The 16971-nt window shown below is 66.9% G+C and carries 10 protein-coding genes and 1 pseudogene; 7 read left to right on the top strand and 4 right to left on the bottom strand.

Going from position 1 to position 16971, the window contains the following annotated elements; genetic code table 11:
- Positions 1-597 precede the first annotated feature (597 nt).
- The gene (locus tag ABZ904_RS33230) at positions 598-3654 is read left to right on the top strand and encodes a BTAD domain-containing putative transcriptional regulator (protein WP_360999057.1); all 3057 of its coding nucleotides are present in this window, start codon (positions 598-600) and stop codon (positions 3652-3654) included.
- A 446-nt stretch (positions 3655-4100) separates the two neighbouring features.
- Positions 4101-5723: a 4-hydroxyphenylacetate 3-hydroxylase N-terminal domain-containing protein gene (locus tag ABZ904_RS33225; protein WP_360999055.1), complete on the top strand. Its 1623-nt coding sequence runs from the start codon at positions 4101-4103 to the stop codon at positions 5721-5723.
- 228 nt (positions 5724-5951) lie between these two features.
- Here the strand turns inward: ABZ904_RS33225 and ABZ904_RS33220 are convergent.
- Positions 5952-6064 (bottom strand): annotated as a pseudogene (locus ABZ904_RS33220) (IS6 family transposase); the annotation flags it as partial.
- A 50-nt stretch (positions 6065-6114) separates the two neighbouring features.
- On the opposite strand from ABZ904_RS33220, the gene ABZ904_RS33215 reads away from it, so the two are divergent.
- The 3 genes from ABZ904_RS33215 to ABZ904_RS33205 all read left to right on the top strand — a co-directional run bounded on the left by ABZ904_RS33215 (position 6115) and on the right by ABZ904_RS33205 (position 8861).
- On the top strand, positions 6115-7182 hold the full coding sequence (locus ABZ904_RS33215; protein ID WP_361827510.1) for a maleylacetate reductase: 1068 nt from the start codon (positions 6115-6117) through the stop codon (positions 7180-7182).
- 53 nt (positions 7183-7235) lie between these two features.
- Complete coding sequence (locus ABZ904_RS33210; RefSeq protein WP_361827507.1) at positions 7236-8102, top strand: dioxygenase; 867 nt, start codon at positions 7236-7238, stop codon at positions 8100-8102.
- Positions 8103-8363: 261 nt separating this feature from the next.
- Positions 8364-8861: a flavin reductase family protein gene (locus tag ABZ904_RS33205; protein WP_359403068.1), complete on the top strand. Its 498-nt coding sequence runs from the start codon at positions 8364-8366 to the stop codon at positions 8859-8861.
- A gap of 296 nt (positions 8862-9157) precedes the next feature.
- Here the strand turns inward: ABZ904_RS33205 and ligA are convergent, their stop codons facing one another.
- From ligA to ABZ904_RS33190, 3 genes are all read right to left on the bottom strand, one after another.
- Complete coding sequence (gene ligA / locus ABZ904_RS33200; RefSeq protein WP_361827504.1) at positions 9158-11251, bottom strand: NAD-dependent DNA ligase LigA; 2094 nt, start codon at positions 11249-11251, stop codon at positions 9158-9160.
- A 436-nt stretch (positions 11252-11687) separates the two neighbouring features.
- Positions 11688-12965, bottom strand: coding sequence for a dihydrolipoamide acetyltransferase family protein (locus tag ABZ904_RS33195; protein ID WP_361827501.1), 1278 nt, complete (start codon positions 12963-12965; stop codon positions 11688-11690).
- Complete coding sequence (locus tag ABZ904_RS33190) at positions 12958-15147, bottom strand: thiamine pyrophosphate-dependent enzyme (protein ID WP_361827498.1); 2190 nt, start codon at positions 15145-15147, stop codon at positions 12958-12960. The genes ABZ904_RS33195 and ABZ904_RS33190 overlap by 8 nt, the downstream gene beginning before the upstream one ends.
- Positions 15148-15280: 133 nt before the next feature.
- On the opposite strand from ABZ904_RS33190, the gene ABZ904_RS33185 reads away from it, so the two are divergent.
- Both ABZ904_RS33185 and ABZ904_RS33180 read left to right on the top strand, forming a co-directional pair.
- Positions 15281-15793, top strand: a complete 513-nt coding sequence (locus tag ABZ904_RS33185) for a VOC family protein (RefSeq protein WP_361827495.1) — start codon at positions 15281-15283, stop codon at positions 15791-15793.
- Positions 15790-16473 (top strand): GntR family transcriptional regulator, encoded by a 684-nt coding sequence (locus ABZ904_RS33180; protein WP_359403053.1) that lies wholly within the window; start codon positions 15790-15792, stop codon positions 16471-16473. Before ABZ904_RS33185 ends, ABZ904_RS33180 begins: the two co-directional genes overlap by 4 nt.
- The last annotated feature ends 498 nt before the right edge of the window (positions 16474-16971 follow it).

The following is a 16971-nucleotide window of genomic DNA, read 5'->3' as shown; positions in this document are numbered from 1 at the left end:
GCCGATCTTGTGGTCGGTGCAGACGGCCACCATCGGCCGGGCCGAGCTCGTCGGCCAGTCACTCGTTGGTCGATGCACACGCAGCCGCCTGCCTGCGCGCATCAATGGACGGGTGATCGGCATCGGCCGCGGCCGCCGCAGGATCACCTTCCGGGTATTCGGCCATTAGACGAGTTCGGTCCGCTGGGCCGAAGAGGCAAGCCGATCGGCTACCGGCGGCCTACCCCCGCACGTGCGTGCGCTATGCGGGCGGACGGGGGCGCCAGGCGTTTCTTGTGGGTAGTAGGTGGAAGGTGCGATCTGTCGCCGTGCTCGGTGCCGTCCCGAATTTCTGGGCGACCGCCCTTCCACCCGGGGGACTCGTTCGGGTAGTCGCCTGGACGTCGGCAACCATGCCCACCCCACGGCGGTGGCTCAAGCAGGGTAGCCGGAGGGTCGTGCCATGACTCGAATGTTCCAGTCTCTACCGAACCCGAGGCGCTTCACGTAAGGTCCCGAGGAGCACCAAGAAGCGCGGAGGTAGGGCGATGTCGGAACACATGGCCTGGGATGCCGGGAGATGTGTCTGCTCCTCCGGGCATCCTCGAAGTTGCTCCGATGGTTGATTCCGAGCCCGGTCGATCGAGCGTGCCGAAGACACCAGGTCGCCACCACCGCACGATCATCAGACGCAAACTCGCGATCCCCGAGCCTGCGAAAGAGGTAGTCCACCGCCAGAGGCTCAGCCAACGCATACACGAGCTGCTCGACCGCCGCACGGTGGTGAAAGTCTTTGCCACCGCCGGTGCCGGTAAGACCACCGCGGTGGTTCAGGCTGTTCGCGACCTCGACAGGCCTGTTGCCTGGGTGTCGCTCGACGGGACGGAGCGGGCGGCGGGGCGTCTGCTCGTCTATATCGAGGCGGCTGTCGAGGACATAGTCTCCAGTGCGGCGGATGTCGCCTCGGATGCTCTGAGCAGCAGCCTTCAGATCGGCGAGGCAGCCGGATTGCTTGCCGAGAGCCTTCAGGGCAGTCGGCTCATCGTGGTCTGCGACAACGTGGAGCGAATCGCTTCCGACGAGAGCTGCACCGCGGTGCTGTCCTCCTTCGCCCGCTACCTGCCGTCCGACGCGAACCTCATACTGATCTCGCGCGTCGACGTCCAGCTCGACTGGGGCTCGACCAGCGAGCGCGACCGGGTCGGCGAGCTGGTCGAGACCGACCTTGCCTTCGACGTCCAGGAGGCGAGCGCGGCCCTTCGAACAGTCGGTGACGTCGACGTCGATCCCGAGCAGGCAGTAGCCGCGACAGGGGGATGGGTAACCGGCGTCTTGTTCAAGGGGTGGCGCCACGCCCGGTCTCATGAGCTGGATCCCGACTCACTGCACTCCTACGTCGCCGCCAACATATTCAACTCCCTTTCCCTGGCTGAACGAAAGTTCCTGCTTCATACAAGTCCGTTGCACGAGATATCGGTTGACGGAGCCCGAGCACTGGGCCAGGAGAATGCAGCGCACATCATGGCCGACCTCCGGGGCCGATATCTTCCGGTGACGTGGTCCGCCGATGGTTCGCGCATGACACCCCATCCCATGTTCCGCGACTTCCTACAGGTGGCTCTCGAGCGGGAGGACGCCAAGACGGTCGGCGAGGTGCGTCGCAGATACGCAGAAGTCCTGATCGCCAACGGCGCGCGCGAGGAGGCCGTCGACGAGCTGCTTCGGCTCGGCGACGTGGAGGCGGCCGGGCGGTTGGCCGCCGCCGCCCTCCCAAGCCTGGTTGCGCGGATGGACTTCGCCCCGGCGGCACGTTGGCTCGATGCACTGGGTGCATCGGTCCGGACCCCGACTCCGGAGATCGGATCCGTCGTCTTGCGCGTTGCCTTTGCACTGGAGCAATGGGGTCGCGGAGTTGAGTTCATCGATCGGCACGGCTATGACTGGCTTCCAGAGCCGGGGGCTCCCGACTCCGAGGAGGCCCGCGTCCTGGCTTGTTGGTGCCTTTGGCACTCAGGACGGATCGCCGAGGCCCGAATCATCGGCGACCAGCTGCCACCTGGTCGGAACCGGCGCATCGCCGACACGCTGATCGCGGGCGCAACCGGCGAGGAGCCGCCACCCTTCCCGGAATACTCAACGATGCCCTCCGGCCCGGTCGACGGTCTGCTGATGCGCCTGGCCTTCGTCCGCGGTCGCCTTGACGGACTCGACGACCCAGGCTCGTTCGACCCGTGGCGCACTGTCCTCGGGGGTCCCTGGGTCGTTGCCGCACTGCGCGCCACGGGGCGCTTGGACGCAGCGATGGCCATGTACGAGCCTCGTCGCAGTTCGTCGCAGCCGGTCTGGTTGCATGCCGTCGACGCCGTCGATCTCATGCTGGACCTCGGCCGCGGAGAAGAAGCCTGGGCCTTGCTCAAACGGGGGCGGGACCTCATTGCGTCAACAGGCTCGAAGGTGTTTCAGAACATGAGCCTTCTCGCTGAAGCCAAGCTGTGGCTGCGCCTCGAAGGCAACAGGCAACGTGCCGACCGCGTGCTGGCGGCCGCGGCTGCCAACGGTGTCTCGGACTATGCCCTGACGCGCGAGGGGTGGCAGCTTTGGACGGGTCTTTCCATGCTGCTGCAAGGCAGAGATGCTGAGGCGCAGGAGCATCTCTCGGCATGCCTGCTGAGTATGCAGAAAGGAGACCGCCAGCTCGAGCTCCCGACGGCTGCGGTGTACCTGGCCGAGGCGCAATGGCGGCTCGGCCTCGAGGATGAGTCCGACGCCACGGCAGAGCTGGCCTTCGTCTCTGCCTCGGCCCACGGGACTCAGCACTTGCTGCTGACGGCGTTGGCGGACATGCCATCGGTTGCGTCCAGGGCGGCGGACACCAAGTCCAGTCGCATGTCGCACTGTCACGAGGTCCTCGACGTGCTCTCGGGCCAGCATCCCGTGCGCGTGAATGTGAGTGCGCCACGTCTTGTCCTCGAGGAGTTCGGAGAGCCGACCCTCACGGTCGACGGAAACGTGGTCCAGCCCCGCCTGACGAAGAGTGTGGAGCTGCTCAGTTATCTACTCGGAAGCCCTGACCGGAGGGCCACACGCGATGAGCTTCTCGGCGCGCTCTTCGGCGGCCGCAACGATGCTGCCAGCCGAAGCTATCTGCGCCAGGCCCTCTTCCGGCTCCGCCAGGCGCTACCCGCAGACCTTGGACCGTCGCAGGACGGGGATGTCTTCAGTTTGGTCGGCCCGGAGCTGGCGATGGGCTCGGCTCAGCGAGCTGTTGACATCGTCGCGCAAGCCGGAAGGCAAGACGGAGAGGTGCGACTCCAGACGCTCCTGCACGCCCTCAGGGGCGCAGAGAGGGGCACTTTTCTGGCAACAATGTCAGGCAAATGGGTCGCGGAGCGTCGCGTGGCTCTGACCGGGATCCTGCTGTCGGCCAGAGTCGACGCAGCCAAGTTGGCCTTTCGATTGAACCGCCTTCGTGAGGCGAAGGGTCTGGTTGATTACGTGCTCCGCGACGATCCCTACCGAGAGCAGGCCTGGCAGCTCGCGATCCAGCTTGAGTATGCCAGCGGCAGCGATGACGAAGCGTTGGCGCTTTATCGGCGGTACGTCGCACGGATGAGGGAGCTCGGCGTCGCGCCGTCCGACGAGGTTCGCCGGCTTGTCGCCCAACTGCGCCGATAAGGGCTCGCGCCGCTAGGCGCGGTGGGATACCTCGGTAGTAGAACAGGCACAGGGTCTGTTGATCATGGAGTTGCGACGCTCTGTGATCACCGGGAGGCCTGTGCCTGCCCTGTCACCATGGCTGACCGAAGCCCTCTGGGACAGCGCATCGCCCTCGAGCCCCACGACCGTATCGTCGGTCTAGCCTTGGACCAGCTCGCCCCGACGGGTCGATCGGCCCGATACCGCCTGTTCCCAGGCCGGGGTTGCCGGCGGCGCAGCGCGTTGGCGTAGCCATCAACCTGCCCACAAACAGATGTCTCCGCTCCCGACGAGCAGAAAGGGTCCGTCAGCGAGCTGACGAACCCTCATGCACGATCGGGGTTAAACGCCAAGCTAACACCCTCTTCGCAGGCGGTTAACGCCGTGGCCGCGACGATGAGCCGCGTCCCTGGAGAACTGGAGGCATGACCATGAGGACCGGTTCGGAGTACCTGGAAAATCTGCGTGACGGGCGCAACGTCATCATCGACGGTGAGCGCATCGAGGATGTGACAACGCATCCTCTGACCCGTGGCTACGCCGCGCAAGCCGCGCGCTTCTATGACCTGCATCACGAGCCCGAAAACCAGGACTCCCTGACCTTCGTCGACGAGAACGGCACGCGACGCCCGATCGGCTGGCTGTATCCGCGAAACCAGCACGACCTCGAACGACGGCGCGACTACGCCAACCAGGTGATCCGCAGCTTTGGCGGCGGCGCGTTCGGCCGCCTCCCTCAGAGCAACAACGGCAACTGGTACGCCCTCGTGGACGACACCGCCCCTTGGGCTGAGCTGTCCAAGGACACGCCCGCGACCGTCGACCTCGCCCGCAACATCGTCGCGGACTTCGAGGCCAACCGTGACGCGGACCTCTGGACGGTCCCCCTGCTGAACGACGTGCAGCGCGACCGCTCGGACCCCGAGGCGGCCGCACGCAACCCGATGCTCCGCGTCAAGGAGCGCAATGACGAAGGCATCGTGGTCGAAGGCTGGAAGGGGGTCTCCACCTCGGTCATATTTGCCGACACGATACTGCTCGGCAACATAGTGAAGCCCGGGACAGAACCGGAGCACATCATCTGGGCGAGCGTCCCCGTGAACCACCCGAAGGTCACGCACGTGGGACGCCGTTCCAACGCCACACCCGCCGAGTCCGCCTTCGAGCGGCCGCTGTCAAGCCTCGGCGACGAGCTCGACTCCATGACGTACTTCGATGACGTCCTCATCCCGTGGGAGCACGTCTACCACCTGGGCAACGTCGATCACTCCAGGTTGTATGCGCAGCGTACGTTCGATTTCGAGCATGCCGACACCCTGCACCACATGATCGTCAACGCGGAGCTCATGACCGGACTGGCGGTCCTCATCGCACAGTCAACCGGAACGGCTCAACACCCGGTCGTGGGGTCCGACCTCGCCGACCTCGTCCGCTTCCACGAGACGCTGCGCGCCTTCAGCATCGCTTCGGAGGCGACCGCGTTCGTGACGCCCAGGGGGCTGTGCAAGCCGAACAACATCTTCTACGACTTCGGCCGCGCGCACTACCTGGAGAACGTGGGCCGGCTGACGGAGAAGCTCGTGGAGATGTGCGGCCGCTCAGCGGTGTTGTCGCCGAGCGCGAAGGATTTCGAGGTTCCCGGGATCGGCACCAGGCTTCTGGAGATGTTCCACGGCACGACGTTGAGCGCGCACGACAAGGTGCGGCTCTTCAAGTTTGTCCAGGACCGGTTCCTCAGCGACTGGGCCGGACGCTTCAGGTCGTTCGAGAGGTTCCAGGGCACGCCGTTGTTCCTCATCAAGCTGCTGACGATGCAGCGCATCTCGACCGACCCCGGCGGCTCGATCACCGAACTGGCCCGCGAGGCAGTCGGTCTCGGCACCTCCGACGAGATGACCGCACGCGCCGTCGCCGAGCGTAAGGAGTTGTTCGGCTCGGTGACTTCCGTCGCTACCGAGCCTGCGCGCGCTCGGGGCGCCGATGCCAACCAGGGCTTCTCGCTGGACGACAAGGATCAGCCCGACTACATCAAGACCCAGGACGCGTGACCGCTCCCGATGTGCTCGGCCCGCGGGATCCCGCGGGCCGAGCACATCGGCAGCATGCTTCGCCCGCCGGCGATTCAGGAGTCGGTCCATGAACGCGGTTTGGATGTCCTCAACGGGCGTTGTCACGTTGTCGGCAGTGTGAATGCCGGACGGTGGGCAAGGTCGTGGTCGGCCTGGGGCGTTGGCTCGGGAACAGGCCGTCGCGGTCTGGCTGACTGCGCCGCAGTTGGCGAAGCGGATGGTCATTGCGGCTCGGTGGCCGGGGGCGGTGAGCAGGTGGCGCGGGGTCGGTAGTGGGGTGAGGTGCCGCTGAACGCGGACAGGAACCGCTGAGCCCCGCCACGCTACGGCTTCTGGAAGGCATGAGTCGGTGTCAGAGTGAGGAATTCGGATGAAAGCGTTCGTTCATCGGGGACCAGTCACCAAAGTGGTGTTCGGCAGGAGGACACGCAGCCGTATCTCCGACGAAGTCGTGCTCATGGGCTGCGAGCGCATGGTGATGCTGTCCACCCCGAACCAGGCGGAGCAGGCTGCCGAATTGGGTGACCTCCTGGGCGCAGCGACGGTCGGGCACTTCACCGAGGCGACCATGCATACACCGGTCGAGGTCACGGAGAAGGCGGTGGCGTACGTCCAGTCGGTCAAGGCCGATGGCGTGCTCACCGTCGGAGGAGGATCCACGACCGGTCTCGGCAAGGCCATCGCGGCCAGGACCGGACTTCCGCAACTGGCGCTGCCCACGACGTACGCGGGATCGGAGATGACGCCGATCCTGGGGGAGACCGAAGGCGGCCGCAAGACCACGCGACGACTGCCCGAGGTCCTCCCCAGGACCGTGGTGTACGACGTCGACCTGACGCTGACGCTTCCTTCCGCCGTGGCTGCGGTCAGCGGCGTCAACGCCCTGGCGCACGCGGTGGAGGCGCTCTACGGACAGGACCACGATCCCATCGCGAACCTCATGGCCGGTGAGGCGGTCGACGCACTGATCCGTTCCCTGCCCGCGGTGGTACGGCGACCGGACGACCCGGAGGCACGCGCCGGGGCACTGTACGGCGCTTGGCTGGCCGGTGCCTGCCTCGGGTCAGTCGGGACGGCACTGCATCACAAGGTGTGCCATGTGCTGGGTGGCACGTTCAATCTGCCCCATGCCGAGACGCACGCGGTGGTGCTTCCGCATGTCCTCGCCTTCAACGCGGCAGCCGCGCTCGATGCCGTCGAGCGCGTCGCACGCACGCTTCCCGGCTCCGAGGACGGTACAGCGGCCGCGCTCTTCGACTTCGTCGGAGAACTCGGTGCCCCGCGCGCCCTGAGGGACCTCGGCATGCCGGAAGCGGGGATCGATCAAGCAGCCGACCTGATCGTCCAGAACGCCTACTGGAATCCGCGCCCGGTGGACCGCTCATCGGCCAGGGCGCTGTTGACCCGGGCATGGGCCGGCGAACGCCCCGCAGTCTGATCCTCTCCTGCGCGCTTTCCACCACGACAACTTCATGACCAGGGAGCACCTTCATGCGTGACCTCAACAGTGAATCCATCACCCATGAGGTGATCGCCACCTTGGACGGCGTCAAGGACCCCCGTACGGCCAGGATTCTCGAGGCGCTCGTCCGTCACGCCCATGCCTTCGTCCGCGAAGTCGCCCTGACCGAGGAGGAGTGGGCCACCGGCATCGACTTCCTCACCCGCACCGGTCACCTGTGCAGCCCGACGCGGCAGGAGTTCATCCTGCTCTCCGATGTCCTGGGCGTCACCATGCTGGTGGACGCGCTGAACCACCAGCGCGAGTCCGTGGCCACCGAGAACAGCGTCCTCGGCCCCTACTTCCGCGAGGATCGGCCGGAGCACTCCCACGCCGCTGACATCTCCGCGGGCCTCACGGGTATCCCGCTCTTCTTCGAGGGTCTGGTGACCGATCACAAGGGCGAGCCGGTCGTCGGCGCGGCTGTCGACGTGTGGCACAGCGACTCCGACGGCCACTACGACGTCGATGTCCCGGGCCTGCAGGAGACCGCGATGCGTGCCCTGCTGCGGAGTGAGGGCGAGGGTGGCTTCGCCTTTCGTTCCATCCGTCCGGCGAGCTACCCGATTCCGGGGGACGGAACGGTGGGCGAGCTCATGCGGGCCGCGGACCGGTCCTTGATGCGCCCTGCTCATGTCCACGTGCTCATCGACGCGCCCGGCTTCCAGCGGGTGACGACGATGCTGTTTCCCTCCGACGACCCGTACCTGGAGCAGGACCCGGTCTTCGGCGTCAAGGACTCGCTCGTGGCCGATTTCGCCTCCTACGAAGCCGGAACCGGACCGTACAGCGACCGCACGGACCAGCCCTACACCCTGCTGCGGCACACCTTCGTTCTCGCCCCCGAGCAGGGCTGAGCCCTCGCCGGTGGGCGTTGCCTGTGGTGAAAGGCGGATCCCAATGCCAAGGCTTCCGGCCGACCGGAGCGTACAGCCCTCGACAGAGATCAGGGACCTGGTGGGCCGGCTGAGGCATTGACCCGCCGCCACCACTCGGAACACACGCAATACCCGCTTCGCTGCATGGATCACATCAGTTTTCCCGCCATCAGTGAGCACTGGAGCACGCTGCAACTCACCCGCCAAAGGGCTCAGATCAATCTTCAGGGAGGTCTACCGATGTCCGAGAGCCTTGAGATGCCCCAAACCCTTGACATGAGGGACGCCTTCCGGGCCACGATGAGCCGACTCGCCTCGGGGGTCAGTGTCATCACCACCCGGTCGGGGGACGCTCCCATCGGCATAACGGTCAGTGCCGTCACGTCCCTTTCGATGGACCCGATGCAGCTGATCATCTGCGTCAGCAACCACCTCTTCACCTGTAGCGCGATCGCCGAGCACGGACGATTCGCCGTCAACATCCTTGGGGAAGGCAGTCAAGCGCTCGCCAAGAACTTCGCGACCTCCAAGAAGGACAAGTTCGCAGGCGTGAGTATCAGCGAGGAGCACGGTGTTCCGGTGCTGAAGGACGCCATCGCCTGTGTCGTGTGCGATGTGTCGGCGGCACTCCCCGGAGGGGACCACACCATTTTCGTCGGCGACGCCCGACACTTCGAGCACCAGGTGGCAGCCCGGCCGCTGGTGCACTTCGCGGGCGCGTTCTGCGCCATGACCTAAGGGCATCGCCGGCCTCATTGGGTCATGGTCACGGGTGTGAGGCCGTCGAAGTCCCGGCCTTGGGTGCACGGCCCTCGCTCGGACGCCGAAGGCGCCGAAGAATCGCCATCGCACTGGAGGAGGGGCAATGCGGCCTGTCGTCCAGGAGTTCAAACTCCAACCACCGCCGCGGCCCCTCACCTTCAGGAACGCCCCCGCCTCGTGCCCCGACCGGACGCCGCTACCGAGCCGCCGATCGTCTTTCCGCACCTGCAGGCGCCGGGAAGGCGACACTCTTGGCCGCCCACCGGCCGGTGTCAGTTGAGATAGTCGGCGACGAGCGCGGCGAATTCGTCGGGTGTGGCGAGGCGGACGCCGAGGTCTTCGGCTTTTGCGCGCTTGGACCCGGCGTTCTCGCCGGCGACCACCAGGGTGGTCTTCTTGGACACGCTGGAGGAGGAGCGGCCGCCGGCCCGTTCGATGAGTTCGTTCATCTGGTTGCGGCTGAGCGGCTCCAGCGGCCCGGTCATTGCGCCGGTGACCACGACGGTCACCCCGGCGAGCGGACCGCCGGCCGGGACGCCGTCTGGGCCTTTGGCGGTCCGGGTGGTGTCGTCGGCGGCTGCCGACGGGGGAGTGGCGCCGGGTTCGGTCATGTTCACCCCGGCTGCTGCGAGTTTGTGGATCAGCCCGGCGAGTTCGCCAAGTTCGGCGACGATGGCGGGTGCCTTTTCGGCGCCGATGCCTTCGACTTGCTGCAGGGCGTCGGCGTCCGCGGCACGGATGTTGTCCATGGTTGCGAAGTGTCGGGCGATGCGGCGGGACATGGAGCGGCCCGTGCCGCGAACACCAAGGGCGCACAGCACCCGCGACAGCGGCCGCGTCTTGGCCGCGGCCAGGGCGGCCAGCAGGTTGTCGGTACTGGCGGCGCCCATCCGTTCCAGCCCGAGAAGCTGGTCGCGAGTCAGGGTGAACAGGTCGGCGAGATCGGTGACCAGGTCGGCCTCGACGAGCTGCACGACGCGGGTGGCGCCCAGGCCTTCGATGTCGAGCTGGTCGCGGCCCGCGGCGTAGGTGAGGGAGGCGACCAGGTGGCAGTTGCGGCCCTGCTCGCACCGCCAGCGCTCCTGGCTGGTGTCGATGCCCGAGCCGCAGCGTGGGCACACCTCCGGGAAGATGATCGGCTTCTCGTCGCCGGTGCGCAGGTGGGCGACCGGGGCCTCGATGCGGGGGATGACGTCGCCGGCGCGGTGGACCATGACGTGGTCGCCCAGGCGCAGGTCGCGGCGGGTGATGTCGGCCGGGTTGTGGAGCGTGGCGTAGGTGACGGTGGAGCCGTCGATCTCGACCGGTTCCAGGACGCCGCGTGGGGCGATGATGCCGGTGCGGCCCACGTTCCACTCCACTTCGAGCAGCCGGGTGATCTTCTCGACGGCCGGCAGCTTGTAGGCGATAGCCCACCGTGGGGCCCGCGATCCGGAGCCCGCGGCCTGCTGATCGGCTGCGAGGTCGGCCTTGATGACGATGCCGTCGATACCGAATGGCAGCTCGGCGCGCAGCGCGGCGAGCTCCTTGATGCGGGTGAGCACGTCGTCGTCGGTGGTAGCCGTGACGCCAGGCACCAGGGTGGTGGCGGTCGTGTTCACACCGAGCTCGGCGGCCAGGGCCATCAGCTCACTGTGCGCGAGGGCGGTAAGCCGCTCGGCCAGGACGTCGCCGGTGTCGGGCAGCGGCAGCAGGCCGTAGCCGAAGAACGTCATCGGCACCGTGTACGCACGGTCCTTGGCACGCAGCGTGCCTGCAGCGGCGTTGCGCGGATTCGCGAACGGCTGCCCGCCGTGTGCGGTGCGCACCTCGTTGGCATGCTCGAACTGGGCGGTGGTCATCAGTACTTCGCCCCGTACTTCCAGCGTGACCGGCTCGGCCAGCTCGTCCGGGAGGCCCTCGATGGTGCCTGTCGCGTGTGAGACGTCCTCCCCGGCTGTCCCGTCGCCACGGGTGATCAGCCGGGCCAGCCGGCCCTGGGAGTAGCGGGCGGCGATGGCAAGCCCGTCGAGCTTCGGCTCGACGCTGAAGCGTTCCGCCTCATGGCCGATCCTTCGGGCCAGCGAGGCCGTCCAGGCAGCGAACTGCTCCGGCGAGAACACGTTGTCCAGGCTCAGCATCGCCACTGTGTGCGGCACGTCGCCCTCGGCCGCGCCGCCGGCGACCTTGCCGGTCGGCGAGTCGGGCAGCACCTGGTCGGGATGATCGGCCTCCCACGCGGAGATCGCCCGCACCAGCCGGTCGTACGCCTCGTCATCCAAGGGCGAGGTACCGCCCGCGTAGTAAGCGGCCGCGGCCTTCACTGCGTCTGCTACCGCCTGCACGTAGGCGGCGGTATCCACGATCTGCGCAACGGGTGTCGTCATGTCCGTCATCCTGCCTGTCACCACTGACAACGCCCTCGTACGTACATCCCCACGCTCAGAGGACGACCACGCCATGCTGGTGTGGTGAGTGTGCACCGCACCCCGGCTGACGCCCGGTGGTCCCACCTGGCTGACCGGCTCCCGGACAGTCTCGACGACTTGTCCGGGCCCGGGTGAACAGCGTTGTGGTACCCATGCGTAGGCAGTCGTGGGCGACCCGCTGCATACCCCCGGGCATCAGCCGCCGGCACCGGCCGGGGCGAGGCCGGCGTTTTTCTCTGTGGTGAACTACCTCTCCTCGACGAGGGCACCGCCGAAGCCCGGCTCCGCACCGCGCAGCGCGGCCCTGTAGCCGCCTGATCCAGCGGCGAGGATCACGAGGCCGATCGTGGTCTCGGTCGGGGTGCGCGCTCCGCGGCTTCGAGTTCGCCGGTACTCAGAGCAGGATCCGGAGCGGGTGCTCGAGAACGTCCACGAACGCCTTCATCCACTCGGCCGCAGTGGCGCCGTCCACCGACCGGTGGTCGACGGCGAGGGTCAGACGCAGAACGGACGCGATGTTGATCGCACCCTCGTCGACGACTGCCTCCTGCCGCACGGCGCCGACGGCCAGGATCGCGGCCTGTGGCGGGTTGATGATCGCTGCGAAGTCCTCGGTGCCGTACATGCCGAGGTTGGTGATCGTGATCGTGCCGCCTTCCAGTTCGTCCTGCTGGAGCCGGCGTTCCTTCGCACGGGCGATCAGGTCCTTCGTCGCCTTGGCTACGCCGCTCATCGACAGGGAGTCCACGCCGCGGACCACCGGGGTGACCAAACCGCCGTCGGTGGCGACGGCCACAGCGATGTCGACGTCCGAGAAGTGCCGGATCGAGGTGTCGTTCCACTGTGCGTTCATCGCGGGAACGCTCATGTGCGCGGACGCGATCGCCTTGATGAGCAGGTCGTTGATCGACACCTTCACGCCCTGGCCGGCGTTGATCTGTTTCCGCAGCTCAAGCAATGCGTCGACGCGTGCGCCGGCGCGCAGATAGAAGTGCGGCGTGTTCTGCTTGCTCTCCGTCAGCCGGCGGGCGATTGCCGTCCTCATCCGCGTGTTGGGCACGTCCACGAATCGCGGCCCGACCGCCGAAGTCCCGTTTCTCGGGATCTCTGCCCCGGTATGGGCCGGCAACGTTTGCTCCGGCTCCACCGTGGCGGTGGCTGCTTCGATGTCGGCGCGCCGGATTCGCCCGTGCGGGCCGCTCCCCACCACGGCGTTCAGATCGACTCCGAGTTCGCGCGCGAGGCGTCGCGCCAGCGGGCTGGCGAAGATGCGCTCGCTGTTGTCCCGCGCGGCCACGGTGGGCGCCGGAGCGACCGTGCCCGCCGGCGTCGCGGGTTCTTCCGGCGCCGTTGGCGAAGTGGTGGACGCCGTCGTCGGCGCTTCACCGGTACCCAGCGAAGCCACCAGGGCGTCCACCGCGGACGTCGACTCGTCCTTTGCCCCCCAGACTGCGATCGGTGTACCCACCGCCACTGTCGTGCCCGCTTCCACCAGGAGGCGCAGGAGTACGCCGTCGCTCTCGGCTTCCACGTCGACCGCGGCTTTCTCGGTCTCCACCGTGACGATCGGGTCGCCGGCTGCATAAGGGGTGTTCAAGCCGACGTTCCAGGCTTGCAGGATCGCCTCCGGTGTGTTGGCGGCGACCTCGGGCATGCGCATGATCTCAGCCATTGTTCTGCCCCTGCGTGATCTCGCGGAGCTTGGCGACGACTTCCTCCGTGGAGGCGAACGCGGCACGCTCCAGTACCTTGCTGATGCTCGGCGACGCCTCGCCACCCGTCACGCGCTCGATCGGGGCGTCGAGCCAGTCGAACAGCCGGCGTTGGATCTCGTCCGAGAGCCAGCCGCCGTAGGAGGTGCCGATGGCGCCCTGCTCGGCGATGAGCACGTTGTTGGTCTTCATCACCGATTGGGTGATCGTCTCCCAGTCCAGGCTGGCCCGGTCCAGCCAGCGCAGGTCGATGACCTCGGCGTCCACTCCCGTCTGTTCGACGGCGGCCAGAACGGCGGGCGTCATCGCCAGGTAGGTGAGGATGGTGAGGGCCGCTCCTTCGCGGCGTACGGCTGCCTTGCCGACGGGAAGGTAGTGGTCGTAGTTCTCCGGCAGTCCGGGTCCGGTGGAGTTGTACAGATCCACGTGCTCGAGGACCACGACCGGGTCATCACAGGCCAGGGCCGTGTTCATCAGGCCGACATAGTCGAACGGCGTCGACGGAGCGACTATGCGCCAGCCCGGTGCCGTCGCGAAGATGCCGGCCGGGTCCATCGAGTGCTGCGATCCGTAGCCCGTACCGGTGGCGACCTTGCTGCGCAGGACGAACGGCACCTTGCCCTCACCGCCGAACATGTGGCGGGCTTTTCCGATCTGGTTGAACAGCTGGTCTGCCGCCACCCACATGAAGTCGGCGTACATGAACTCGACGATCGGGCGGAACCGGCCGTCCAGAGCCAGACCACCGCCGAGGCCGGCGAACGCGTTCTCCGAGATCGGGGTCCCGAGTACGCGGTCGGGGAACGTCTCGCTCAGGCCGCGGGTGGCACCGTTGGTGCCGCCGTTGAGCTTGTGTACGTCCTCTCCCATCACCACGACGCGCGGGTCGGTCTCCAGGCGGCGTCCCATCACTTCGGCGACGGCGCCGATGAACTTGACATCGGTCAAGCCGTCGGCGAAGTCTTCGGCGTCGGTGAACTCGATGCCGGACAGCTCCGACAGGTCGCCCCGGATGCCTTGGTCGACGAACGCCGGGTCCGGCCATTCCGAGGGCCGGATGCGTCGCTCACCGGGTTTGCCGCCCGGCCGCGGTTCCAGCAGGACGTCGCCGAGTTCCGACATCAGCGCCTTGGCGTGCTTGATCGTCTCCGCAACCGCCTTCTTGGTGAGGATTCTGCGTCGCACCAGGTGTCCCACCATGGTGTCGATCGGATCCCGACCACGCCACTGCGCTTCCTCTTCCTTGGTGCGATACCGGAACGCCGAGCCGGGGAAGGGGCCGTTCTGGTGGAAGTAGCGGTACACATCGGCTTCGATCATGGTCGGACCGTTGCCGTTGCGCATATGGGCGAGGGCCTGTTGCGTCACGAGGTACACGGCCAGCGGATCCATGCCGTCGACCTTCCAGCTCCGGATGCCGAAGCCCGGCCCGCGGCCGGACAGCCTTGGCTCGGCGGTGACTTCGGACACGTGGGTGGAGACGGCGTACAGGTTGTTCTCGACGAAGAAGCACAAGGGCAGCGACCACGCCGCCGCAAGATTGAAGCTCTCCAGCGTGGATCCGATGTTGATCGCGCCGTCGCCGAAGAACGTGAAGGTCACCGCGTCAGTGCCGGCCTGCTTGTGGGCCCACGCGGATCCGGCGGCGAGCGGTACCCCGCCGCCGACGATCGCGTTGGTCCCGATGGCGCCGGCCTCGTGCCACTGGAGGTGCATGCTGCCGCCTCGACCGTGGCTGAAGCCCTGGTCCAGTCCGCAGATTTCGCGCAGGCTGCGCAGGAGTACGGCCCGTACATCCTCAGGGAACGGCTTTGTCGGATCTATACCTTTTGAGTACAGATGGGCAAGCGCCTTGGCGAGGAACTGGTGATGGCCGCGATGCGACCCGTTCACGGTGTCCTCTGAGGTAAGGGCGAAGCACGCGCCGACCGCGCCGCCCTCCTGACCGATGCTGGAGTGCGCGGGGCCGTGGATGAGCCCGTCCGCGGCAAGCTCCAGGACGTACTCCTCGAAGGTCCGGATCAGCACCAGTTGGCTGAACATGCCTGTCAGGAGTTCTGGAGCCGCGGCGTCCCAGTCGTCCTGGGTGACGACGAACTCCGACCACGCGGCGTTCGCTTCGAGTGGGTGTTCCGCAGGCATCGGGAGCCTCCTTCAATCGGCCACAGTGCAACGCACACTGCCACATAGTTGGATCCAATCACAAGGGATTGCTCGACTTCTGGCAACATCGGCGCCATCATGAGGACGCGTTTGTATCCAAAGGAGGAAGATCATGGCTCTACCCGGCCTCGTGCGCCTGGATCACATCGGATTCACCGTGCCGGACCTGGACCAAGCGCACACGTGGCTCGTGGACGTCCTGGGTTGTGAGTACCTGTACTCGCTCGGCCCGTTCAGCGGGGCAGACGACTGGATGACGGAGCACCTGAACGTGGACGCGCGCACAGTCATGCGCCAACTCCGCTTCTACCGGTGCGGCGAGCAGGCTGTGTTCGAGGTCTTCGAGTACCAAGCGGACGGGCAGAAGAAGGTCGTCCCGCGCAACAGCGACGTCGGCGGTCACCATGTCGCGCTGTACGTCGAAGACCTGGACGAAGCCGTGTCGTTCTTGAAAGCGAGGGACGTTCCCGTGCTGGGCGACCCGACCGTCAGCGCCGGACCGTCAGAGGGGCAGCGGTGGGTCTACTTCCTCTCACCGTGGGGAATGCAGTTCGAGCTCGTGTCCTATCCTGGCGGCAAGGCCTTCGACCACGACCCGTCAAAGTTCAGAGGTGACCGCTCTTGACTCCTGAGCACGCTCGCGATCCGCGCGGGTCGGACAGCGTCAGGAGTCAGCGCATCGCCGGCATCCTCCGCGAGGAGATCCTCGCCGGCGAGCTGACTCCCGGCACGTGGCTGCGCCAGGATGAACTCGCGGAGCGCCTCGGCGCGAGCCGGATCCCGGTCCGCGAAGCGCTGCGGATCCTGGAGTCCGAGGGTCTCACCGAGTCGTTCCCCAACCGAGGGTCGCGGGTTCCTGTGCTCAGCCTCGAGGACGTGAACACGTACTACCGGATGCGCGAGCGACTCGAACCGCTGACTCTGGCCGAGAGTCTTCCCCATCTCACGGATCGCCACCTCGCCCACCTGGAGCACATCCAGGACGAGATCGAGAATCAGAACGACGTCAATCGGTTCCTTCTCCTGGACCGCGACTTCCACATGGCGACCTACGCGGGTTGCCCCAGCGACCACCTGCTGGCCATGACAGAGCGGCTCTGGAACTCCACCCAGCACTATCGCCGCGCGTTCATGGTGCTCGCGGACCCTGACCGGGCCACGATCGTCAACGCCGAACACCGGCTGATCCTCGACGCCGTGCGGCGCCGTGATCCTGAAGACGGTGAGCGGTACCTCACGGGGCACATCCGCCGCACGAGGGTCGAACTCACGACTCACCCCGAACTCTTCGTCGAAAAGCAGTGACGCGGGGCGGACTCCTGCAGCGGCCGGCAAGCGGGTGCTGGAGTCCGCTTTGGAAGGCGAGATCACAGGCCACCTCGGCCACGGGAAGCACGCCCCGGCCGTCGTCGGCAGCGGCACTTCCGCAACGGCGTCCGTACCAAGACGGTGCCGAGTGACGGCGGCCTTCTCACGCTCCCTTCTGATCTTTCGGGCCACCGACTGAGCGATCTCCGGGTCGGGACTGAACGCCCGTCTCGGGGGTGGGATGCCGCCGCGCGTGCCGGACTCGGCGCTTCGGACCGCCCGGTGGTGCGCGGCGTGCGGATGAGCGTCCGCCTTGGACGTCGTCCCTGAGAGCCACGGGTTGCAGCGCCGGTGATGCCTCGCAGCCGAGGAGCCCGACACCGCGACGGCCGTCCCTCCCCCTAGACGAGTCTGTCCAAATACGTTCAGTGATCGAAGGCGGTCAGTGAGCGGCTGACCGCCTGGCCGGTCTGGAAGTTGTGCCATATCGCCGCT

The organism is Streptomyces sp. NPDC046900, from assembly GCF_040644975.1.
Taxonomy (GTDB): Bacteria; Actinomycetota; Actinomycetes; order Streptomycetales; family Streptomycetaceae; genus Streptomyces.
This window is presented reverse-complemented; position numbering and strand designations above follow the sequence as displayed.